Annotated in this window: 19 protein-coding genes; 10 read left to right on the top strand and 9 right to left on the bottom strand. The window is 74.5% G+C overall.

Annotation, left to right across the window (positions count from 1 at the left end):
• Window positions 1-3 precede the first annotated feature (3 nt).
• Window positions 4-1,050, bottom strand: coding sequence for a cation diffusion facilitator family transporter (locus H7K62_RS11695; RefSeq protein WP_370591740.1), 1,047 nt, complete (start codon window positions 1,048-1,050; stop codon window positions 4-6).
• Between the two features lie 67 nt (window positions 1,051-1,117).
• Between H7K62_RS11695 and H7K62_RS11690 the strand changes: the two genes are divergently transcribed.
• From H7K62_RS11690 to H7K62_RS11660, 7 genes are all read left to right on the top strand, one after another.
• Window positions 1,118-2,506, top strand: coding sequence for a M20/M25/M40 family metallo-hydrolase (locus H7K62_RS11690; RefSeq protein WP_186718299.1), 1,389 nt, complete (start codon window positions 1,118-1,120; stop codon window positions 2,504-2,506).
• A 7-nt stretch (window positions 2,507-2,513) separates the two neighbouring features.
• Complete coding sequence (locus tag H7K62_RS11685; protein ID WP_186718297.1) at window positions 2,514-3,674, top strand: glycerate kinase; 1,161 nt, start codon at window positions 2,514-2,516, stop codon at window positions 3,672-3,674.
• 103 nt (window positions 3,675-3,777) lie between these two features.
• The gene (locus tag H7K62_RS11680; protein ID WP_186718656.1) at window positions 3,778-4,128 is read left to right on the top strand and encodes a HesB/IscA family protein; all 351 of its coding nucleotides are present in this window, start codon (window positions 3,778-3,780) and stop codon (window positions 4,126-4,128) included.
• 107 nt (window positions 4,129-4,235) lie between these two features.
• Window positions 4,236-4,847, top strand: a complete 612-nt coding sequence (gene aat / locus H7K62_RS11675; RefSeq protein WP_370591739.1) for a leucyl/phenylalanyl-tRNA--protein transferase — start codon at window positions 4,236-4,238, stop codon at window positions 4,845-4,847.
• Between the two features lie 158 nt (window positions 4,848-5,005).
• Window positions 5,006-5,980, top strand: coding sequence for an aa3-type cytochrome oxidase subunit II (gene ctaC / locus H7K62_RS11670; RefSeq protein ID WP_222437473.1), 975 nt, complete (start codon window positions 5,006-5,008; stop codon window positions 5,978-5,980).
• Window positions 5,981-6,048: 68 nt separating this feature from the next.
• Window positions 6,049-7,707 carry an aa3-type cytochrome oxidase subunit I gene (gene ctaD / locus H7K62_RS11665; protein WP_370591752.1) on the top strand — a complete coding sequence of 553 codons (1,659 nt, stop codon included), beginning with the start codon at window positions 6,049-6,051 and terminating at the stop codon, window positions 7,705-7,707.
• Between the two features lie 7 nt (window positions 7,708-7,714).
• Window positions 7,715-8,113 (top strand): cytochrome c oxidase subunit 4, encoded by a 399-nt coding sequence (locus H7K62_RS11660; RefSeq protein WP_186718293.1) that lies wholly within the window; start codon window positions 7,715-7,717, stop codon window positions 8,111-8,113.
• A gap of 305 nt (window positions 8,114-8,418) precedes the next feature.
• Here H7K62_RS11660 and H7K62_RS11655 read toward each other — a convergent pair whose 3' ends face one another.
• The 5 genes from H7K62_RS11655 to ctaE form a co-directional block, all read right to left on the bottom strand.
• Window positions 8,419-9,141: a hypothetical protein gene (locus H7K62_RS11655; protein WP_186718291.1), complete on the bottom strand. Its 723-nt coding sequence runs from the start codon at window positions 9,139-9,141 to the stop codon at window positions 8,419-8,421.
• A 105-nt stretch (window positions 9,142-9,246) separates the two neighbouring features.
• Complete coding sequence (gene qcrB, locus H7K62_RS11650; protein WP_186718288.1) at window positions 9,247-10,929, bottom strand: cytochrome bc1 complex cytochrome b subunit; 1,683 nt, start codon at window positions 10,927-10,929, stop codon at window positions 9,247-9,249.
• Window positions 10,926-12,008 (bottom strand): cytochrome bc1 complex Rieske iron-sulfur subunit, encoded by a 1,083-nt coding sequence (gene qcrA / locus H7K62_RS11645; RefSeq protein ID WP_186718286.1) that lies wholly within the window; start codon window positions 12,006-12,008, stop codon window positions 10,926-10,928. Before qcrA ends, qcrB begins: the two co-directional genes overlap by 4 nt.
• 52 nt (window positions 12,009-12,060) lie before the next feature.
• Window positions 12,061-12,849 (bottom strand): cytochrome bc1 complex diheme cytochrome c subunit, encoded by a 789-nt coding sequence (gene qcrC / locus H7K62_RS11640; protein ID WP_186718650.1) that lies wholly within the window; start codon window positions 12,847-12,849, stop codon window positions 12,061-12,063.
• 91 nt (window positions 12,850-12,940) lie between these two features.
• Window positions 12,941-13,573, bottom strand: coding sequence for an aa3-type cytochrome oxidase subunit III (gene ctaE / locus H7K62_RS11635; protein WP_186718284.1), 633 nt, complete (start codon window positions 13,571-13,573; stop codon window positions 12,941-12,943).
• Between the two features lie 146 nt (window positions 13,574-13,719).
• Here ctaE and trpD point away from each other — a divergent pair, with 146 nt between their 5' ends.
• A complete protein-coding gene (gene trpD / locus H7K62_RS11630; RefSeq protein WP_186718281.1) occupies window positions 13,720-14,799 on the top strand; it encodes an anthranilate phosphoribosyltransferase in 1,080 nt (359 codons plus the stop codon).
• A gap of 4 nt (window positions 14,800-14,803) precedes the next feature.
• Here the strand turns inward: trpD and H7K62_RS11625 are convergent, their stop codons facing one another.
• Together H7K62_RS11625 and H7K62_RS11620 are read right to left on the bottom strand one after the other, a co-directional pair.
• Entirely contained in the window at window positions 14,804-15,085 is a 282-nt protein-coding gene (locus H7K62_RS11625) for an Lrp/AsnC family transcriptional regulator (RefSeq protein WP_186718279.1), read from the bottom strand.
• Window positions 15,086-15,101: 16 nt separating this feature from the next.
• Complete coding sequence (locus tag H7K62_RS11620) at window positions 15,102-16,847, bottom strand: DEDD exonuclease domain-containing protein (protein WP_370591738.1); 1,746 nt, start codon at window positions 16,845-16,847, stop codon at window positions 15,102-15,104.
• Window positions 16,848-16,928: 81 nt separating this feature from the next.
• Here H7K62_RS11620 and H7K62_RS11615 point away from each other — a divergent pair, with 81 nt between their 5' ends.
• Together H7K62_RS11615 and H7K62_RS11610 are read left to right on the top strand one after the other, a co-directional pair.
• A complete protein-coding gene (locus H7K62_RS11615) occupies window positions 16,929-18,365 on the top strand; it encodes a hypothetical protein (protein WP_186718277.1) in 1,437 nt (478 codons plus the stop codon).
• A complete protein-coding gene (locus H7K62_RS11610; RefSeq protein ID WP_186718275.1) occupies window positions 18,362-19,528 on the top strand; it encodes a glycosyltransferase family 4 protein in 1,167 nt (388 codons plus the stop codon). The genes H7K62_RS11615 and H7K62_RS11610 overlap by 4 nt, the downstream gene beginning before the upstream one ends.
• Here the strand turns inward: H7K62_RS11610 and H7K62_RS11605 are convergent.
• Window positions 19,510-21,339: an AMP-dependent synthetase/ligase gene (locus H7K62_RS11605; protein WP_186718273.1), complete on the bottom strand. Its 1,830-nt coding sequence runs from the start codon at window positions 21,337-21,339 to the stop codon at window positions 19,510-19,512. The genes H7K62_RS11610 and H7K62_RS11605 overlap by 19 nt on opposite strands.
• Between the last annotated feature and the right edge of the window lie 69 nt (window positions 21,340-21,408).

Raw genomic sequence — 21,408 nt, 5'->3', positions numbered from 1 at the left:
ACCTCAGGGGCGGCTGGCCTCGTGGACCATGTACTCCGCCAGCCGGTCGCCGTAGCGGGACCTCACCCGTTCGCGCACGCCCTGGTCGTGGCGGGGCACCGGCTCCAGGAACACCTCGGCGACGTCGCCGAAGGTGTCCTTGAGCCCGTCGCCGATCCGGACCATGGCTCGCTCGACCTCCGCGGCGCCCAGCGCGTCGTCCAGGTCCAGGCGGGCGCAGACCAGCACCGCGTCCGTGCCGAGGGTGAGGGTGAGCAGGTCGACCACGGCCTCCACCTCCGGCTCGTCGCCGAGGTGCTCGAGCACCGCCCGCACCAGGCGCGGGTCGGCCTGGACGTCGGTGAGCAGGCGCTTGTTGGCCAGGCCCAGCCGCAGCGCCACGGCGGCCAGCACCGCGGCGATGAGCAGCGAGGCGATGCCGTCCCAGAAGGTGTGCCCGGTGACCTGGTGCAGCACGTTGCCGGCCGCGGCCAGCACCAGGCCGGTGAGGGCGGCGGAGTCCTCGAAGACCACGGTGGTGGCCGTAGGGTCGTCGCTGGTGCGCAGGAAGTCCCGGAAGCCCAGCCGGTGCTGGCGGGCCTCGTCGCGGGTCTGCTGCAGGCCCCGCACCAGCGAGATCCCCTCGAGCACGAACGCGATGCCGAGGACCACGTAGTTGATGAGCGGCGACTCGATGTCGTGCTCGCCCGACGTCAGCGCGTGCACGCCCTCGTAGGCGGAGTACAGGGCGCCGGTGACGAAGATCGACCCGGCGGCCAGCAGGGCCCAGAAGTAGCGCACCCGGCCGTAGCCGAAGGGGTGGGCGCGGTCGGCGGGCTTGGCGCTGCCCTTCAGGGCGATGAGCAGGAAGATCTGGTTCAGGGTGTCCGCGAAGGAGTGGGCCGTCTCCGCCGCCATCGACGCCGAGCCGGTCAGCACGGCCGCCACGCCCTTGGCCACGGCCACGGCGAGGTTCGCGCCGAGCGCCACGAGCACGGTGAGCTTGCTCTCGCCCCCGGAGCCCTGGGTCTGGTCCGCTCCGGCCGGGGGAGCGGCGGTCTGCTGGGTCACGGGCAGAGAGTGCTCCACCCGGGCCCCGTCCGCGCGCTGAGCCGGGACCGCCGTACGGTCGGGAGCCATGACGAGCACCCCGCCGAGTCCCGTGGAAGACGCCGTCCGCTCCGTCCTGCCGGCGGTGCGCGCCGACCTCGAGGCCCTGGTGAGGATCCCCAGCGTCTCGGCGACCTCCCCGGAGGAGGTGGGCCGCAGCGCCGCCGCCGTGGTCGAGCTGCTCCGATCCGCGGGGCTGGACGACGTGCGCGTCCTGACGTCGGCCCGCCCCGACGGCAGCGCCGGCATGCCCGCGGTCGTGGGCCGTCGTCCCGCCCCCGCCGGCGCGCCCACCGTCCTGCTCTACGCCCACCACGACGTCCAGCCCCCGGGCACCCCCGAGGGCTGGACCAGCCCCGCCTTCGAGCCGGTCGAGCGCGAGGGGCGCCTGTACGCCCGCGGCGCCGCGGACGACAAGGCCGGCGTGCTGGTCCACGTCGGGGCGCTGCGGGCGCTCCTGCCCGCCTGGGGCGCCGACGGCGGCGTCGGCGTCGTCGTCTTCGTCGAGGGGGAGGAGGAGGTCGGCTCGCCGTCCTTCTCCGCGTTCCTCGCCGAGCACCGCGAGCTGCTGGCCGCCGACGTCGTCGTCGTGGCCGACTCCGACAACTGGTCGGTCGACACGCCCTCCCTCACCACCAGCCTGCGGGGACTGGTCGACGCCACGGTCACGGTGCGCACGCTCGACCACGCCGTGCACTCCGGCATGTACGGCGGTCCCGCGCTGGACGCCACCACGGCGCTCGTCCGGCTGCTGGACCGCCTGCGCGACGCCGACGGCGCCGTCGCCGTGCCCGGTCTGCGCCCCACCGACGGCCCGGAGCCCGCCGGGCTGCCGGAGGTCACCGAGGAGCGGTTCCGCGCCGACGCCGGGGTGCTCGACGGCGTGCAGCTGCTGGGCTCCGGCCCGCTGGCGCAGCGCCTGTGGCACCGGGCGGCGCTGACGGTGATCGGGGTGGACGTCACCCCGATCGAGCGGGCCTCCAACACCCTGGCCGCCTCCGCCCGCGCCCGCCTGTCGCTGCGGGTGCCGCCGGGCCTCGCGCCGTCGCAGGCCTTCGGGATGCTGCGCGACCACCTGCTCGCCACCGCGCCGCACGGCGCGCACGTGGAGGTGGAGCTGGACGAGTCCGGCCAGCCCTTCGCCGGGGACGTGGACGGGCCCGTCTACGACGCCGCCCGCGCCGCCCTCGCCCGGGCCTGGGGCCTGCCGTCTCCCGACGACGTCGTCCACGCCGGCGTGGGCGGGTCCATCCCGTTCATCGCCGAGCTGGTCGAGGCCTTCCCCGGCGCCACGGTGCTGGTCACGGGCGTGGAGGACCCGGACACCCGCGCCCACGGACACGACGAGTCCCTCTCGCTGGCCGTCTTCGAGCGCGCCCTCCTGGCGGAGGCGCTGCTGCTCGACTCGCTCGCGTGAGGGCCGCGTGAAGGTCCTCGTCGCCCCGGACGGGTTCACCGGCACCCTCACCGCCTCGGAGGCGGCGCGGTCGATGGCCGACGGGTGGCTCGCGGCGCGACCGGGCGACGAGGTCGACCTGTGCCCGCTGTCCGACGGCGGTCCCGGCTTCCTCGACGCCCTCGAGGCCGCGTCGCCGGCCTCCCGGCGCCTGCCGGTCACCACCACGGGCCCGCTGGGGGAGCCCGTCACCGCGCCGGTCCTCCTCCTCGACGGCCCGACGACGACGGCGGCCGTCGAGTCCGCGCTGGCCTGCGGCACCGCGCTGCTGCCACCGGGACCGGCCGTCGAGCGCGACGCCCTCGCCGCGAGCACCGCCGGCGTGGGCCCCCTGCTGGCCGCGGCGCTCGCCGGGCTGGGCGTCTCCGGGACCGGTCGCGTGCTGGTGGGGCTGGGCGGCAGCGCCACCACCGACGGCGGCGCCGGGGCGCTCGCGGCGCTCGCGGGTGTGGACGACGCCCGCCTGACCCGCGGCGGCGGCGCCCTGCGGGGGGTGCGCGCCGAGGACCTGCCGTGGCTCCCGGCGCTGCGCGCGGCCTGGGCCGGCGTCGACCTGGTCGCGGCCACCGACGTCGACGTCCCCCTCCTCGGCGCCCACGGGGCCGCGCGCGGCTTCGGCCCTCAGAAGGGCGCCTCGCCCGCCGACGCCGACCTGCTCGAGGAGGCGCTGACCGCCTGGCGGGACGCCGTCGAGGGCGCCGAGCCCGCCGCGCGGGGGCTCGCCGGGACGGCGGGCGCCGGGGCCGCCGGGGGCCTCGGCCTCGGGCTGCTCGTCCTCGGCGGGCGGCGCGAGGCGGGCGCCCTCGCGGTGGCGGAGGCGCTGGGCCTGCAGCGGCGCGCCGCGGCCGCCGACCTCGTGCTGACGGGGGAGGGGTGCCTGGACTGGCAGTCCCTGCGGGGTAAGGTGGTGGCGCGGGCCGCGGAGGTGGGCCGGCGGGCGGGCGTCCCCGTCGTCGTCGTCGCCGGGCAGGTCCGCCTGGGCCCGGCGCAGGTGGCCGGGGCCGGGCTGGCCCTGGCCCGCGCGGTGGTCGAGCGCCCCGAGGAGCTGGCGGCGTCGCTGGCGTCAGCGGGACCGGCGCTGGCGGCCCGGACCGCCCAGGTGGCCCAGCGGTGGCCACAGCGGGCGTAGCCTCCTGTCGGACCCGCCGGGGAAGAGCAGCGCCCCACCCGGCGTTGCACCCCGCAGACACGCTCGTGACGAGCACCCGCGCCGAGGAGGACCCGTGACCGAACTGGCTGACACGCCCACCACCAAGGAGCACGGCGTCGAGCTGACCGACGTCGCCGCGGACAAGGTGCGCAGCCTGCTCGAGCAGGAGGGTCGTGACGACCTCCGCCTGCGCGTGGCCGTGCAGCCCGGCGGCTGCTCCGGCCTCATCTACCAGCTGTACTTCGACGAGCGCTTCCTCGACGGGGACGCCGCGCGCGACTTCGGCGGGGTGGAGGTCATCGTCGACAAGATGAGCCGCCCCTACCTCGAGGGCGCCGTCATCGACTTCGCCGACTCGATCGAGAAGCAGGGCTTCACCATCGACAACCCCAACGCGCAGAGCAGCTGCGCCTGCGGCGACTCCTTCCACTGAGCCGCTCGCTCCCGCTGGAGCCGCCGCCGTCCCCGTTCGCCGCGGGGCTGGCGGCGGCTCTCGCGCGTCTGGAGGCCGCCGCCCGCGCCGGTGACGCCGTCGGGGAGGTGGCGGCCACCGGGGGCGACCTCGAGCCCGGGACGCTGCTGGCCGCCTACCGGCTGGGGATGTTCCCCATGGGCGTGGGCGGTGCCGGCGCCGGGCCCCTGGGCTGGTGGACCCCCGACCCGCGCGGCGTGCTGCCGCTCGACGGGCTGCGCGTCTCCCGCTCCCTGCGGCGCTCGGCGGCGCGGCTGCCGACCACCGTGGACACCGCCTTCGACGCGGTGGTGGAGGGCTGCGCGGACCCGACCCGGCCCCACCGCTGGATCACCCCCGAGGTGGCGGCCGCCTACGGGCGCCTGCACCGCCTCGGGTGGGCGCACTCGGTGGAGGTCTGGGACGGGGAGCCGGGGGACCGGCTGGTCGGGGGGCTGTACGGGGTGGGCGTGGGCGGCCTGTTCGCGGGGGAGTCGATGTTCTCGCGGACCTCGGACGCCTCCAAGGTCGCGCTGGTGCGGCTGGTCTCCGTGCTGTCCGCCGACGGCGACCCGCGCCGGCTCCTGGACGTCCAGTGGCGCACCGACCACCTGGCGTCGCTGGGGGTGGTGGAGGTCTCCCGGGCGGAGTACGGGGCACGGCTGCGGACGGCGCTGGGGGCCCCACCGCCGGTGTGGTGAGCGGGGCGGCGAGTGGGGCAGGTCACAGGTGCGTCGCGGGGGCGCCCCAGCCGGGGCTGCGACGGTGCCCGCGCGGTACTGTGCCGTCGATCCGGGTCCTCGCCGCGGCGCCCCTCGCGGCGGGTGGCACCAGGGCCTCCAGACGAGCAGGAGCGCACGTGTCGCAGCAGCACCGCACGCGGACCACGCGGAGCAGGTCGGGGACCGCCAGGGCGGCCGTCGCCTGGGCCGTCGTAGCCGCTTCGGCCACCTTCGTGACCACCGGCTGCACCGCCGCCGTCAACGACGACGTCAAGCGGGGCTGGCTGCCGCCGGCCTCGGAGGGCGCCACCACGACGACCGCCCTCTCCCAGAACCTGTGGGTGGGCTCGTGGATCGCCGCCCTGGTGGTCGGCGTCATCACCTGGGGCCTGATCATCTACGCGATCGTCAGGTTCCGCCGTCGCCGCGGCGAGGCGGGCCTGCCCCCGCAGCTGCGCTACAACGTGCCGGTCGAGATGCTCTTCACGATCATGCCGCTGTTCATGGTGGGCGTGCTCTTCTACTTCACCGCGCGCGACCAGCACATCCTCGAGAACCGCTACGAGCAGCCCGCGGTCAACATCGAGGTCGTCGGCAAGCGCTGGGCGTGGGACTTCAACTACACCGACGCGAACGTCTACGACGCGGGCATCCAGGCGCAGGAGACCCCGAACGGGCTGGACCTGGAAGCCCCGGGCACCATCCCCACGCTGTACCTGCCCGTGAACGAGAAGGTGGAGCTGACGCTCACCTCCCGTGACGTCATCCACGACTTCTACGTGCCGGCCTTCTCCTACAAGAAGGACGTCATCCCGGGTCGCACCAACTACATGAGCGTCACCCCCACCAAGGAGGGCACGTTCATCGGCCGGTGCGCCGAGCTCTGCGGCGAGGGGCACAGCCGCATGCTCTTCAAGGTCAAGGTGGTCTCCGCCGAGGAGTACCAGCAGCGCCTCGAGGAGCTCCGCGCCGCCGGCAACGTGGGCGAGCTCGGGCCGAACATCGGCCCGGCGCACAGCCTGGGTGAGGGCAGCACCGCGGGCAACCAGCAGGTCGAGGACCAGCAGGGCGAGAACGCCGGCGGTCAGAACGCGCAGGGGAGCAACGGATGACCACCTACTACGAGGCCGGCGGCGTCGCCGCCGCCTCGCGGTCGCGCTCCATCAGCGACCGCGAGTCGATGGGCCGCATCGTCGTCAAGTGGATCACGAGCACCGACCACAAGGTCATCGGTGCGATGTACATGATCTCCAGCTTCATCTTCTTCCTGCTGGGCGGCGTCATGGCGCTGCTCATCCGGGCCGAGCTGTTCGAGCCCGGCCTCCAGGTCGTGCAGACGGGGGAGCAGTACAACCAGCTCTTCACCATGCACGGCACGGTGATGCTCCTGCTCTTCGCGACGCCGCTGTTCGCGGGGTTCGCCAACGCGATCATGCCGCTGCAGATCGGCTCGCCGGACGTGGCGTTCCCGCGCCTGAACATGCTGTCGTTCTGGCTGTTCCTGTTCGGCTCGCTCATCGTCATGGCGGGCTTCCTCGCACCCTCCGGTGCGGCGAGCTTCGGCTGGTTCGCCTACAGCCCGCTCTCGGACGACTCCTTCACCCCCGGCATCGGCGGTGACCTGTGGGTGCTCGGCCTCGCGATGAGCGGTTTCGGCACCATCCTCGGCGCCGTCAACTTCATCACCACGATCATCTGCATGCGGGCCCCCGGCATGACCATGTGGCGCATGTCGCTGTTCACCTGGACCGTGCTCATCACGAGCGTCCTGGTGATCATGGCCTTCCCGGCGCTGGCCGCCGCGCTGTTCGCGCTCGCCGCGGACCGCATCTTCCAGGCCCAGGTGTTCAACCCCGAGAACGGCGGCGCCATCCTCTGGCAGCACCTGTTCTGGTTCTTCGGGCACCCCGAGGTCTACATCATCGCGCTGCCGTTCTTCGGCATCATCAGCGAGGTCCTGCCGGTCTTCAGCCGCAAGCCGCTCTTCGGCTACAAGTCGCTCGTGTACGCGACCATCGCGATCGCCGGCCTGTCGGTGGCCGTGTGGGCCCACCACATGTACGTGACGGGCGCGGTGCTGCTGCCGTTCTTCGCCTTCACCACGATGCTCATCGCGGTGCCGACGGGCGTGAAGTTCGTGAACTGGATCGGCACCATGTGGGGCGGCTCCATCACGTTCGAGACGCCCATGCTGTGGTCGATCGGCTTCCTCATCACGTTCCTCTTCGGCGGCCTGACCGGCATCATCCTGTCGAGCCCGCCCCTGGACTTCATCGTCTCGGACAGCTACTTCGTGGTGGCGCACTTCCACTACGTGGTCTTCGGCACCGTGGTGTTCGCCATGTTCGCGGGGTTCTACTTCTGGTGGCCGAAGTGGACCGGCCGCATGCTCGACGAGAAGCTCGGGAAGATCCACTTCTGGATGCTCTTCGTGGGCTTCCACGGCACGTTCCTCATCCAGCACTGGCTGGGCGTGCGCGGCTTCCCGCGCCGCTACGCCGACTACTCGGCCGCTGACGACTTCACGTGGATGAACCAGCTGTCGACCATCGCCTCCTTCGTCCTGGCGGCCTCCTTCATCCCGTTCCTGTGGGCGGTCTACAAGGCGGTCCGCTCGCCCAAGGTCGAGGTGGACGACCCGTGGGGCTTCGGCCGCTCGCTGGAGTGGGCCACGGCCTGCCCGGTGCCGCGCCACAACTTCACGTCGCTGCCGCGCATCCGCAGCGAGTCGCCCGCGTTCGACCTGCACCACCCCGAGGTGGCCGCGGCTGACCGCGCCACGCCGGACCAGAACCTGCTCGACAAGCTGGTCGGCGAGCCCGACCTCCGCGGGAAGTGAGACGCGCGTGAAGACCGAGTTCTGGACCTTCGGTGGCGGCGCGTTCTTCTTCCTGCCGCTGGCCGTGGTGTACGGCGTCCTGTCGAGCTGGGAGCCCGTGGGCACCGTCTGCCTGTTCCTCACGGGCGGCCTGGCCAGCCTCATGGGTGCCTACCTGTGGCTGACCTCGCGGCGCATCGACCCGCGCCCTGAGGACGACGCCTTCGGTGAGATCGCCGACGGCGCCGGTGAGCAGGGCGTGTTCCCGCCCCACTCGTGGTGGCCGCTGGCCATCGGCCTGTGCATCGCGCTGGTCATCTGCGGCCTCGCCGTGGGGTGGTGGATGTCGGTGCTGGGTGGCCTGCTGGCGCTCGTCTGCCTCGTGGGCTGGCTCTTCGAGTTCTACCGCGGGGCGCACGCCCACTGACGCACCCGACCTGACGACGAGGGGCCCCGGAGCACACGCTCCGGGGCCCCTCGTCGTTCGCGTGCCCACGTACCGCGCAGGTCGCGCTCGTCGGAGAGCACGCGCAGAGCGGGTCCGAGGGCAGCCGCGGGAGCTGCGATCAGGGACCTCGGAGGATGTGCCCCTTCAGCGTGACCAGCCGATCACGCGCAAGGGGCCGATCCTCCGAGGCGGCGGGACACCACCTCCCTGGACCGGCGGGTCAGCGACGGTCCACAGTGAGTGGTGCGACGGCCTACACCGAGGCCATCGATATGCAGTGCGGGTCAGTGTGCCCGCTCGGCGCGCACCGAGGGCAGGGTGGAGACCAGCTGGAAGAGGAGGTCGGCGGCCTGGGCTTCGACGGGTGAGCAGCCGACCTCATCGACGATGACCAGGTCGTGGCGACGCAGCCCGGCCACCTCGTCGGTGGCCGTGGTGGGCGGCGATGACGCCCCGGGCGATGGCCAGCAGGGCGATCTTGGCGTGGGTGGCGGGTTGGGCGTCGACGTCGAAGTCCTCCGGTCCTTGACCCCGGGGGGAGCCGGCGGCGCGGATGCGCAACTGCGCTGCCTGACGGTGTCGCTGATCGCCGCGGAGGAGGACTCACGCGCACTGCGGGCGCTGGCCTCGGCTGGTGGGGTCAGCAGCGCTGCCCGCCACGCGGCGGCGGTGGACACGTGGGCGGGGTCGGTGATGATGGCCGGGTCCACGGAGCAGTCGTTGGCGGCTTCGTCGTCCTGCAGCAGCCGCCGCCGCAGCGCCCCCGAGTCGAAGAGCAGCTGCCACTCCCCGCACAGCAGGTCAGCAACCGCGCGTGAGGGCAGGACAGGGAAGACCGCCGTGCGCACCTGCCCGCTGGCCACCACGCCGGTGTGGATACGGGTGGCGCAGATCGGGGCGAGCTGTCCGCGGAACCTGGTGATCGACCCGGTCCACCCGACGCGTTCAGCCAGCAGCGCCCACCCCTCATGGTTCGGGATGGCCTCGTTCTCTACCGTCGTCGACACCTCATCCTGCGGGAGCTGGAGCGGGGCTGGAACGCCGTGAGGGGCGGGCCCCGGACTCCGGGACCCGCCCCTCACGGAGACGGCGTCTGTGACGCTCAGGCGACCTCAGTGGCCGTGGCTCGACTCGTGGCCCGCACCTGCCGCGCTGACCGCACGCGGCTCGGTGCCGCCCTCCAGGGCCTGGCCGTGACCGTCGTCGTGGCCGTGGGCGGCCTCGAGCTCGGCGGGGGTCACGGTGGCCACGTGGTCCTCGAAGAAGAACGCCGACATGCGGGCGCGCAGCTTGTCCAGACCGGAGGCCTTGCCCTGGGGGAGCGGCACGAGGAGGTCGTCCTCGTGCTGGACCAGGTTCCAGCGCTCGTAGACGTCGAGGGGCTCGTGCACCTCGAAGTACTCACCGTCAGCGGTGCGGACGATGCGTCCGGTCTCGCGCCCGTGGAGCGCGAGCTCGCGGTCGCGGCGCTGCAGGCCCAGGCAGATCCGCTTGGTGACCCAGAAGGCCATCGGCGGGCCCACGAAGAACAGCGTGCGCAGCACGTACGTCATGTCGTTGATGGAGATGTGGAAGTGCGTCGCCACGAGGTCGTTGGTGGCCGCGAGCGCCATGACGACGTAGAAGACGAGCGCCGCCACGCCCAGGCCGGTGCGGGTGGGCTTGTTGCGCGGCCTGTCGAGCAGGTGGTGCTCCCGGGTGTCGCCCGTCAGCCACGCCTCGATCCAGGGGTAGGCGAACAGCGCGAGGATCATGATGCCCGGCACCACGGCGCCCGGGAGAAGGATGTTCAGCGACCACACGTAGCCGAAGGTCGAGAACTCCGTCGGGATGGGCCCGAGCCAGCCCGGCATGAGCCGGAGGGCGCCGTCCACGAAGAGGATGTACCAGTCGGGCTGCGTGCCGGCGCTGATCGGCGACGGGTCGTACGGGCCGTAGTTCCAGATCGGGTTGATCGTCACCGTGGCCGCCATGAGCACCACGACGCCGAACACGATGAAGAAGAAGCCGCCGGCCTTCGCCGCGTACACCGGCAGCACCGGGTAGCCCACGACGTTGGTGTTGGTGCGGCCCGGGCCGGGGAACTGCATGTGCTTGTGCAGCACCAGCAGTCCCAGGTGGATGCCGATCATCGCGAGCAGCGCGGCCGGGATGAGCATCACGTGCAGGATGAACAGCCGGGGGATGATCACCTCGCCCGGGAACTCCCCGCCGAACAGGAAGAACGAGATGTAGGTGCCGACCACGGGGATGGCCTGGATGACACCGGAGATGATGCGCAGGCCGTTGCCGGACAGCAGGTCGTCCGGGAGCGAGTAGCCGGTGAAGCCGGCGGCCAGGGCGAGGATCGCCAGGACGCTGCCGACCACCCAGTTCAGCTCGCGCGGCTTGCGGAAGGCTCCGGTCACGAAGACGCGGGCCATGTGCGCGAGGATCGCCGCCACGAAGAGCAGCGCCGCCCAGTGGTGGACCTGGCGGATGAGCAGGCCGCCGCGGATGTCGAAGCTCAGGTGCAGCGTCGACTCGTAGGCCTTCGAGACCGTCTGGCCCACCACGGGGGCGTAGCTGCCCTCGTAGGTGGTCAGCGCCATGCTCGGGTCGTACCAGAACGTCAGGAACGTGCCGGAGATGAGCAGGACGACGAACGTGTAGAGGGCGACCTCGCCCAGCATGAAGGACCAGTGGTCCGGGAAGATCTTGCGGGCGAAGGTCTTGACGATCTTCGACGCGCCGACGCGGTCGTCGACGTACCCCGCGAGCGTCGCGGTCCTCTTGTCGGTGAGGATCGAGCTCATTCTGATGCGCCTCGCTCCCAGTAGCTCGGGCCGGGCGGCTCGGCGAACCCGGCCTTGGCGACCAGGTACCCCTCGCTGTCCACCGTGATCGGAAGTTGCGGCAGCGGCCGCTTGGCCGGGCCGAAGATCACCTTGCAGTGCTGCGTCAGGTCGAAGGTCGACTGGTGGCACGGGCAGAGAAGGTGGTGGGTCTGCTGCTCGTACAGGGCGACGGGGCAGCCGACGTGCGTGCAGATCTTGGAGTACGCGTAGATGCCGCCGTAGTCCCAGTCGTTGCGGTACGCCTGGTCGCCCTCGAGGGGCTGGACGTCCTGGGGCTGGATGCGGATGAGGAGGACGGCGGCCTTGGCCTTCTCCTCGATCGGGTGCTCGGAGTCGGCCAGGCCGTCGGGGATGACGTGGAAGACCGACCCGAAGGTGACGTCGGCGGCGCGGATGGGGGTGCCGTCCGGGTCGCGGGTGAGGCGGACGCCCTCCTCCCACAGCGTCTCCCGCAGCACCGTGCCGGGCAGGGGGCCGAGGTCGCGGAAGAGGACCACCGCGGGGATCGGCAGGATGCCGAGCGCTGCGATGAGCGAGTTGCGGATGACCGTGCGCCGCATGACGCCGCTCTCCTCGACGCCGTCGAGGACGATGTTGGCCGCGTCGCGGCGCTCCTCGTCGGTGCCGCGGATGTCGTGGCGGAGCTCGACCTGCTCGTGGTCGGGCATGAGGGTCTTGGCCCAGTGGACCAGCCCGATGCCGATGCAGAAGATCGCGAAGCCCAGCCCGAGGCCCAGGACGAGCGTGGACAGCTGGAGCCGGGACTGGCTCTTGTCCTGGTCGATCGGCAGGGCGAAGTACCCGACGAGGAAGACCACGGTCCCGATCGCGGAGATCAGGAAGATCGTGGAGACCTGGCGCTCGGCGCGCTTGGCCGCCTTGGGGTCGGTGTCCGTCACCCGGAAGCGGTGGGCGGGCAGACCGGGGTTGGCGAAGCGGTTCTCGAGGGCGGTGCCCTCGGGGGCCGCGAGGTCGGTCCCGGTGCCGCCGTGGCTGGGGCCGGCGTCGTGGTGACCCGTGGTGGGGGAGTCCTTCACAGCTGGTCCTCCCGGACGTCAGTGCTGGTGGTGGAGGGCCGGGGCGAGCGGGTCACGAGGACTTCGCCCCGAGCCAGATGGCGCAGCCGACGAGGGCGAGGATGCCGCCGACCCAGGCGAACAGGCCCTCCGAGACCGGGCCCAGCGAACCGAGGGACAGGCCGCCCGGGGACGGCTCCGAGCCGACGTAGTGCAGGTAGCTGGCGATGTCCTGCTTCTCCTGCGGCGTGATGTTCGCGTCGTTGAAGACGGGCATCGACTGCGGGCCGGTCAGCATGGCCTCGTAGACGTGTTTGGCGGACACCTGCTGGAGGTTGGGGGCCCACTTGCCGTGGGTGAGGGCGCCGCCCGCGCCGACGGCGTTGTGGCACATCGCGCAGTTGGTGCGGAAGAGCTCGTTGCCCTTGGAGATGCGCTCCGGGTCGTCCGTCCAGGTCTGGAACTCGGCGGCCGGGATGGCCGGGCCGGGCGCCAGCGAGGCCACGTAGGCGGCCATCTGGGCGATCTGCTCGTCGTTGAACTGCACCGGCTTCTCGATGGCCTGCGGCAGGTTGGCCGACAGCGGCATGCGGCCGGTGCCCACCTGGAAGTCGACCGAGGCCGCGCCCACGCCGATGAGGGTGGGGCCCTGGCCGGTGCCCTGGGCCTGCAGCCCGTGGCAGTTGGAGCAGTTGGCGAGGAAGAGCTCCTTGCCCTTCTGCACGTCCTCCGTGCTGGCCCCGGCGGCGGAGGCCGGGGACGGGGTCAGCACCGAGTAGGCGCCGCCCACGACGAGCAGCGCCAGCAGCATCACGACCACTCCGCCCAGCGGGTGGCGGCGGCGGGCGGCGAGAGCCTTCACAGCCTTCACAGGGACATCCTCAACGTTGCGGTGGAAAGCGCGACAGGGCGCGCCAGGGAGGTGACGAGGCTCACGCTGCAGGTCATGGCGCTCACCGGAGGATGTAGATGATGAAGAACAGGCCGATCCACACCACGTCCACGAAGTGCCAGTAGTAGCTGGTCACGACGGCGCTGGTGGCCTCCTGGTGCCCGAACCTGCGGGCCGCGAAGCTGCGGCCGATGACCAGCAGGAAGGCCAGGAGGCCGGCGGTGACGTGCAGGCCGTGGAACCCGGTGGCCAGGAAGAAGACCGAGCCGTACGGCGTCGAGGAGATGGTCAGGCCGTCGTGCGCCAGCTCGGCGTACTCGAAGACCTGGCCCGAGACGAAGTAGGCCCCCATGAGGTACGTGAGCACGTACCACTCGCGCATGCCCCAGCGGTTGGCCTGCCACAGGGACCCCGTGCGCGCCTTCTGGTAGCGCTCAGCGGCGAAGACGCCCATCTGGCACGTGAAGGAGCTCAGCACGAGGATGGTCGTGTTGGTGATGGCCAGGGGCATGTTGAAGAGCTTCGGCTCCACCTGCCACAGCTCGGGGACCACCGCGCGCACCGTGAAGTACATGGCGAACAGCCCGGCGAAGAACATGAGCTCGCTGGAGAGCCAGACGATGGTCCCGACCGACACGGGGTCGGGCCTGTTGACGGCCGCCGGAGCGTGCGGCAGGGCTGCTGTGCTCGACACGGCGCCATTATGGCGTCCGCCCCCCGGCGCGCGACGGTCGGGACCCGCCGCACGGACACGATGCGGTCACGATCACACCAGCCGCGGCTGGGTGGCGGCTGGGCCCGCCCTGCCGGATCCCCGTCTCCACCTGGCAGGGTGGCGCCGTGGCAGCCCTCGGATCACCCGGTGCGCGGACCTGGCCGTCCCTGATCTCGGCGCTGGTCGCCGGGCGCGACCTCACCTCCGAGGACTGCGCGTGGGCCATGGCGCGGGTCATGGCGGGGGAGGCGCCCGCGGTGCCGCTGGCGGGCTTCCTCGTGGCGCTGCGCGCCAAGGGGGAGACGGTGGCCGAGCTGGGCGGCCTGGCGGACGAGATGCTCGCGCACGCCGTGCCGCTGCGCGTCCCCGAGGCGGCCGGGCCGCTCGCCGGCGCCGTCGACGTGGTGGGCACCGGCGGGGACCGGTCGGTCACCGGGACGAGCACCGTGAACATCTCCACCATGGCCGCGCTCGTCGTGGCCGGCGCCGGGCGCACCGTGGTCAAGCACGGCAACCGCGCCGCGTCCTCGCAGTGCGGCTCGGCCGACCTGCTCGAGGAGCTGGGCGTGCGCCTGGACCTGCCGCCGCAGCGCGTCGGCGAGGTGGCCGGGGAGGTGGGCATCACCTTCGCCTTCGCGCGCGTCTTCCACCCCGCGTTCCGCCACGCCGCCGAGGCCCGCACCGGCCTGGGCGTGCCGACCGCCTTCAACATCCTCGGCCCGCTGACCAACCCCGGGCGGCCGGGGGCGGCGGCCGTCGGAGTGGCCGACGCCCGCCTCGCCCCGCTCGTGGCCGGGGTGCTGGCGCGGCGCGGCACGCGGGCGCTGGTCTTCCGGGGCGACGACGGCCTGGACGAGCTGACGACGTCCGGCCCCTCCTCGGCGTGGCGCGTCTCCGGGGGGGCCGTGGAGGAGGTCGAGGTCGACCCGCGGGCGCTCGACCTGCCGCCCTCCACCCTCGCCGACCTCGCCGGCGGTGACGCCCCCCGCAACGCGGCCGTGGCGCGCGAGGTGCTGGCCGGCGCCCCGGGGCCGGTGCGCGACGCCGTGCTGCTCAACGCCGCGGCCGCGCTGGTCGCGGCCGAGGGCACCGCCGGGGACCTCCACGACGCGCTGCGCCACCAGCTGGCCGTGGCGGCGGCCTCGGTGGACAGCGGCGCCGCCGCCTCGGTGCTCGAGCGCTGGGTGGCCGCGACCTCGAGCTGACGGGCTACTCGTCGGCGCCGATGGCGAACGCCGCCTCCAGGTCGTGCCGGGAGTAGGCCCGGAACGCCAGGTAGGTGCGGGTGGCCCGGACGCCGGGGACCTTGCCGATGCGGTCGGCGATGACGTCGGCCAGGGCCTCCTGCTGGGCGACCCTGACCATGACGACGAGGTCGGTGTCGCCGGTGACGGAGTACACCTCGCTGACGCCGTCGACGTCGGCGATGGCGGCAGCCGCCTCCGGCACCTGGGAGACCTCGACGTCGACGTGGACGATGGCGGTGATCACCCCTCCATCCCACCACTCATGCCAGCGCCGCGCCCAGCGCCGACCGCACGGGGCAGGCCCACGTCCCCTGCACGCCCACCAGGCGCACACCGTCCCCCTCCAGCCACGCGAGCACGCGCTCGGCCTCCTCGGCCGAGCAGGCCGGCGCCGGCGGCACCGGGGCGGGGACCACCTCGGCGGTGGCGCGCAGGGCCTCCACCGCCGGCCGGGGGTCGGCACCGGGGGGCGTGGTGGTGGTGCCGGCCAGGCGCCCGTGGCGCACCACCACCAGCTCCCAGCCGCCGCCGGGCCGGCGCCGCGCCGCCACCACCTCCGCGGCCGCGGCCAGCGGCGCCAGGCGCTGCGCCCGGGCCGCGCCGCGCAGGAACGCCAGCGACCGGTCCCTCACGAGACCGGCCTCCTCGTACCGCTCGGCCGCCGCCAGCTCGGCCAGGCGGGCGCGGGCCGAGGCCAGCACGGCGGCCGGGTCCGCCAGCAGGGCCGTGCGCGCCCGCCGGGCGACCTCCGCGTACTCCTCGGGTGACTGCGCGCCCGTGCACGGGGCGCCGCACCTGCCGATCTCGTGGAGGGCGCAGGCCGAGGCCCCGGCCGCGGGGGCCAGCGGCAGCCGCCCGGAGCAGCGCCTCAGCGGCAGGGCGTCCTGCACGGCCTCCACCGCTGCCTGCGCCGAGCGCGAGGAGGAGAACGGGCCCAGGTAGGCGGCGCCGGCGGCGGCGTCGTCCCGGACCTCGCGCACCACGGACATCCGCGGGTAGGGCTCGGCGGTCAGCTTGACCCACGGCAGCCGCTCCGGCCGGCGCGAGCGGCGGTTGTAGTGGGGGTCGTGCTCGGCGATGAGCCGCAGCTCGCGCACCTGCGCCTCCAGCGGGGTGGCGCACACCACGGGCGTCACCGACGCCGCCAGCTGCACCATCTCGGCCATCCGGGTGCGCTTCTCCGCGGCCGTGAAGTAGCTGCGGACCCGGGCCCGCAGGTCCCCGCTGGTGCCGACGTACAGCACCCGGCCCTGGGCGTCCTTGAAGAGGTAGACGCCCGGCGCCGAGGGGAGGCCGTCGGCCAGGGTCCGCTTGCGCCGCACCTGCTCCGGCACCGCCGGCGCCACCTGGGCCAGGTCCCCCAGGGTGGTGACGCCGAGGGACCCGACCCGGGCGAGCAGCGCGTGCAGCACGTCCACGGTGGCCCGCGCGTCGTCCAGGGCGCGGTGGGTGGGGGTGGTGCGCGCGGACAGGTGCCGCGCCAGGGTGCCGAGCTTGTGGTCGCGCACCTCGCCGCGGGCCAGCACCGCGCGGGCCAGCCGCAGGGTGTCGACGACGGCGGGCGCGGGCCGGTCGCGGCCCGTCGCCGCGCACGCGGCGCGCAGGAAGGACACGTCGAACGGGGCGTTGTGGGCGACGAGGACGGCGCCGCGCAGCATCTCGAGCAGGGGCGCGAGCACCTGCCCGATGCTGGGGGCGTCCGCGACCATGGCGTCGGAGATGCCGGTCAGCGCGGTGATCTCGCGCGGGATCGGGCCGGGCGGTCGCACCAGCGTGCCGAGCTCGCCCACCACCTCCCCGCCCCGCACCCGCACCGCGCCCACCTCGGTGATGGCGCAGGTGGCGGCCGACGCCCCGGTGGTCTCGAAGTCGAGCACCAGGAAGTCGACCTCGTGCAGCGGCGTGGCCGGGTCGAGGCCGCCGAGCCGGTCAGCGGCTGCGTCGTCAGCGGCGTCGTCGGGGTCGTCGGGCCAGAGCGGGAGCGTGGAGGGAGCGGGAAGCACCACCCGCCGGACGCTAGGCGCCCCCACCGACAGCCCCGCGCGACAGCCCCGCGCGCCGGCGGTCGCCCCCGTAGCATCGGGCGCGTGGGGGGACGGCACAGCGCGGCCGACGCGCCACCCCGCCGGCGGGACCGGCGCCGCAGGGCCCTGCGCCGCCGCTCCACCGCCGCGCGCCTGCTGAGCGGGGTGCTGGTGCTGGCGGCGGCCGCGGTGCTGGGCACCGCGGCGGTGCGCCTGCTCGACCCGCCGGCCCGGGTCTCCGCCGCGACCACCGCGGCCAGCGCGCCGCCGCAGGCCACGGCCACCCGCGGGGACTCCACCGCCGGGGCGCCGTCCTCGCTGCGGGCCGTGCAGGCCCTGCTGGACGCCCGCGCCGCCGCGCTGCTGCGCCGCGACCAGGGCGCCTGGGACGCCGCGGTGGCGCCGGAGGCGGCGGTGACAGCGGCCGCCCGCCCCGCCCTGGACGCCTACCGGTCCCGCACGCGGGAGGTCTTCGACAGGCTGGCCCCGGTGCCGCTGGGCACCTGGTCCTGGCAGGTGACGGGCAGCGGGCCGGCCCTGTCCGCCGAGCGCGGCCAGCAGCTGCCCGCCGGCAGCTGGGTGGCCCGCACCACGCTCGTGTGGTCGGTCACGGGCGCCGGGGAGGACCCGGTGCGGCGCCAGCAGGACCTCACGGTGGTGCCCAGCGGCGACGGCTGGGCGGTGGCCGACGACGCCGACGGCCAGACCGTGCCGGACCTGTGGGACCTCGCCCCGGTGCAGGTGGTGACCTCGCCGCGCGCCGTGGTGGTGGGCACCGCCAGCCGCGCCGAGCTGGACCGCGCCGCCCAGCTGACCACCACGGCGGCGCGCGCGGTGGACGCGGTGTGGGGCACGGCGTGGCCGCGCAGCACCGTGGTGGAGGTGCCGGCCGACCAGGCCCAGGTGGCCCGGCTGCTGGGGCGCTCCGACGACGCCGGGCTGGACCAGATCGCCGCCGTCACCACCGGTGAGCTGGTCGGCGGGTCGGGGGCCACCCGCGGCGACCACGTGGTGGTCAACCCCCGCGGCTTCGGCCAGCTGGCCCCGCTGGGCCAGCAGGTGGTGCTCACCCACGAGCTCACGCACGTGGCCACCCGCTCCAGCGCGACCCGCGCGGTGCCGCTGTGGCTCTCGGAGGGCTTCGCGGACTGGGTGGGCTACCGCGGGACCGGCCTGTCGGAGCAGTCCGTGGCCGCCGACCTCGCGGCCCGGGTGCGGGCGGGCAGGGCGCCGCAGGCGCTGCCCACCGCCGACGACTTCGACCCCACGAAGACCTCCGACGTGGGTCCCGCCTACTCCAGCGCCTGGCTCGCGGTCACCGCGCTGGCGGGGCGCTACGGCGACGACAGCGTGGTGGCGCTCTACCGCGCCGCCTCCACCGAGCCCGGCGACGGCGACGCCGACACCGCCCTGGACGCCGCGCTCGCCTCGGTGCTCGGCACCGACCGCGCCGCGGTGCTCCGCCTGTGGCGCGCCGAGCTGGCCGGGCTCGCCGGGTGAGCGCCACCCTCGTCGTCACCAACGACTTCCCCCCGCGCGCGGGCGGCATCGAGTCCTTCGTGGAGAGCGTCGTGCGGCGCCTGCCGGGCCGCGTGGTGGTCCACACCCGCCGCCACCCCGCCCTGGCGGACGCGCAGCGCGCGATGGACGCCGAGCTGGGCGCCCTCGGCGTCGTCGTCGTCCGCGACCCCCGGACCCTCCTCCTGCCGACCCCGGCCCTCGCCCGCCGCGTCAGCGCCACGGCCCGCGCGCACGGCTGCGACCGCGCGTGGTTCGGCGCCGCGGCCCCCCTGGGCCTGCTCGCCCCGGCGCTGCGGCGCGCGGGGGTGCGCCGCACGGTGGCGACCACCCACGGCCACGAGGTCTGGTGGGCGCGCCTGCCCGGGTCGCGGGCGGCGCTGCGCGCCGTCGCCGCGCGCAACGACGCGGTCACCGTGCTCGGTCCCGCCACCGGCGCGCCCATCGCCGCCGCCCTCCCGCCCCCCCTGCGCGGACGCCTCACCACGCTGTCCCCCGGGGTGGACCCCGCCGCGTTCGGCAGGCCCCAGGACGACGACGCCGGCCGCGCCCTGCGCGAGCGGTGGGGCCTGGCGGCCCGGCCCCTGGTCCTGTGCGTCTCCCGGCTGGTGGCCCGCAAGGGCCAGGACGTGCTGCTGCGCGCCCTGCCGCAGGTGCAGCGGGCCGTCCCCGGGGCCGCGCTGGTGCTGGTGGGGGAGGGGCCGCGCCGCCGGCACCTCGAGCGCCTGGCGGACTCCCTCGGCCTGCGCCGCGGCCCGGGCGGCGACGTGGTGCTGACCGGCCGGCTGCCGGGTGGCCAGCTGGCGGCGGCGCTGGCGGCGGCGGACGTCTTCGCGATGCCCTGCCGCGACCGGCTCGGCGGGCTCGAGACGGAGGGGCTCGGCATCTGCTTCCTGGAGGCCGCCGCCAGCGGCCGCCCCGTGGTGGTCGGGCGCTCCGGCGGGGCGCCGGACGCCGTCCGGGACGGCGAGACGGGGCTGCTGGTGGACGGCACCGACGTCGGCGCGGTCGCGGGCGCCGTGGCGTCGCTGCTGGCCGACCCGGCCCGCGCCCGCGCCCTGGGGGCGGCGGGCCGGGCCTGGGTCCGCGAGGCGTGGGGCTGGGACGAGCGCGCCGCGGCGCTGGCTCAGCTCCTGGAGCTGTAGAGCTCGTCCACGGCGTCGGCGTGGGCGGCCATCACCTGGCGCCGGCGCAGCTTCAGCGACGGCGTCAGCAGGCCGTTGGCCTCGGTGAAGTCGTCCTGCAGCACCGCGAACCGCTTGATGCCCTCGGCGCGGGACACCGCGGCGTTGGCCTGGTCGACGGCCTCGGCGAGCACGGCCCGCACGCCCTCGTCCCGCGCGGCCGCCGCGACGTCGAGCACCGGCATGCCGCGGGCGCGCAGCCAGCCGGGCAGGACGTCGGCGTCGAGGGTGAGCAGGCACCCGACGTAGGGGCGCCCGTCTCCGACCACGAGGGCCTGGCTGATGAGCGGGTGGGCGCGCAGCCGGTCCTCCAGGACCGCGGGGGCGACGTTCTTGCCGCCGGCGGTGACGATGATCTCCTTCTTGCGCCCGGTGATGGACAGGAAGCCCTCGTCGTCCAGGGAGCCCAGGTCACCGGTGCGGAACCAGCCGTCGGCGTCGAAGGCCTCGGCGTCGGCGGCGGGGTTGTTCCAGTAGCCCGTGCACACGTGCGGGCCCTTGACCAGCACCTCCCCGTCGGTGTCGATGCGCACCGAGCAGCCGGGCAGCGGGCGTCCCACCGAGGCGACCTTGACCCGCTCGGGCCGGCTCACCGTGGTGGGGGCGGTGGTCTCGGTGAGGCCGTACCCCTGCAGCACGGTCACCCCCACGCCCTTGAAGAAGTGCCCCAGCCGCTCGCCGAGCGGCCCGCCGCCGGAGACGGCGTACTGCGCCCGGCCGCCCAGGGCGGCGCGCAGCTTGGCGTAGACGAGCCTGTCGAAGACCGCGTGCTGCGCCCGCAGCGCCAGCCCGGGGCCGCGGCCGCCGTCGCGGGCGGAGTCCTGGGCGCGGCTGAAGGCCTCGGCGACGGCGGCGGCCCTGGCGAAGACCTTGCCCTTCCCGCCCTCGATGGCCTTCTGCTCGGCGCTGGCGTAGACCTTCTCGAAGACGCGCGGCACCGCCAGCACGTACGTGGGCCGGAAGGTCGCCAGGTCGCGGGTGAGGTCCTTCGCGTCGGGCGTGTGCGCCAGCGTGGAGCGCCCCGCCAGGCACAGCACCTGGACGAAGCGGGCGAAGACGTGCGCCAGCGGCAGGAACAGGAGCGTGGAAGCGCCCGCGGCGAACACGTCGGGGATGGCGGCCACGGCGTTGCGCGAGAGCACCACGAAGTTGGCGTGCGTGAGCTGGCAGCCCTTGGGGCGGCCCGTGGTCCCGGAGGTGTAGATGATCGTGGCGAGGTCCGCCCCCGTCACCGCGGCCCGGCGCCGCTCCAGCTCCGCCTCGTCCACCGCCAGCGACGCGTCGCGCCCGAGCGCCTCGACGGCCTCGAGGCCGCCGTCGTCGATGACCCAGACCCGCGCCGGGTCGAGGTCGGGGGTCTCGGAGGCCACGGACGCCAGCAGGTCCCGGTGGCGGGGCTGCTCGACCACCGCGGCGGTGCAGCCGGAGTCGGAGACGATCCACGCGGCCTGCTCGGCCGAGGACGTCTCGTACACCGGCACCGTCACCGCGCCGGCCCACCAGATGGCGTAGTCGGTGAGGGTCCACTCCAGCCGGGTCCGGCTGAGCAGCGCCACCCGGTCCCCGGGGGCCACGCCCGCGGCGGCCAGCCCGGCGGCGATCGCCCTGACCCGGCGCACCACCTCGGCCGCCCCCAGCTCCTCCCACCGCTCGCCCACCGGGCGCGCCAGCAGCGGCAGGTCCGGGGACTCGGCGGCCACCTCCACCAGCAGGTCGGTGACGGACTGGGAGGGGTCGACCTGGACGGCCAGGGGCTCGGCTCGCTCGATCACAGCACTCCCTCGATCCTGCGTGGTCCTGCACAGCCTCGGGCGGGTCAGCGGGTCCAGCGGACTCTACCC

The sequence above is a fragment of the Quadrisphaera sp. RL12-1S genome, from assembly GCF_014270065.1.
In the GTDB taxonomy this organism is placed as follows: domain Bacteria; phylum Actinomycetota; class Actinomycetes; order Actinomycetales; family Quadrisphaeraceae; genus Quadrisphaera.
Note: the sequence above shows the minus strand (reverse complement) of the source record. Positions and strands in the feature narration are given on the sequence as shown.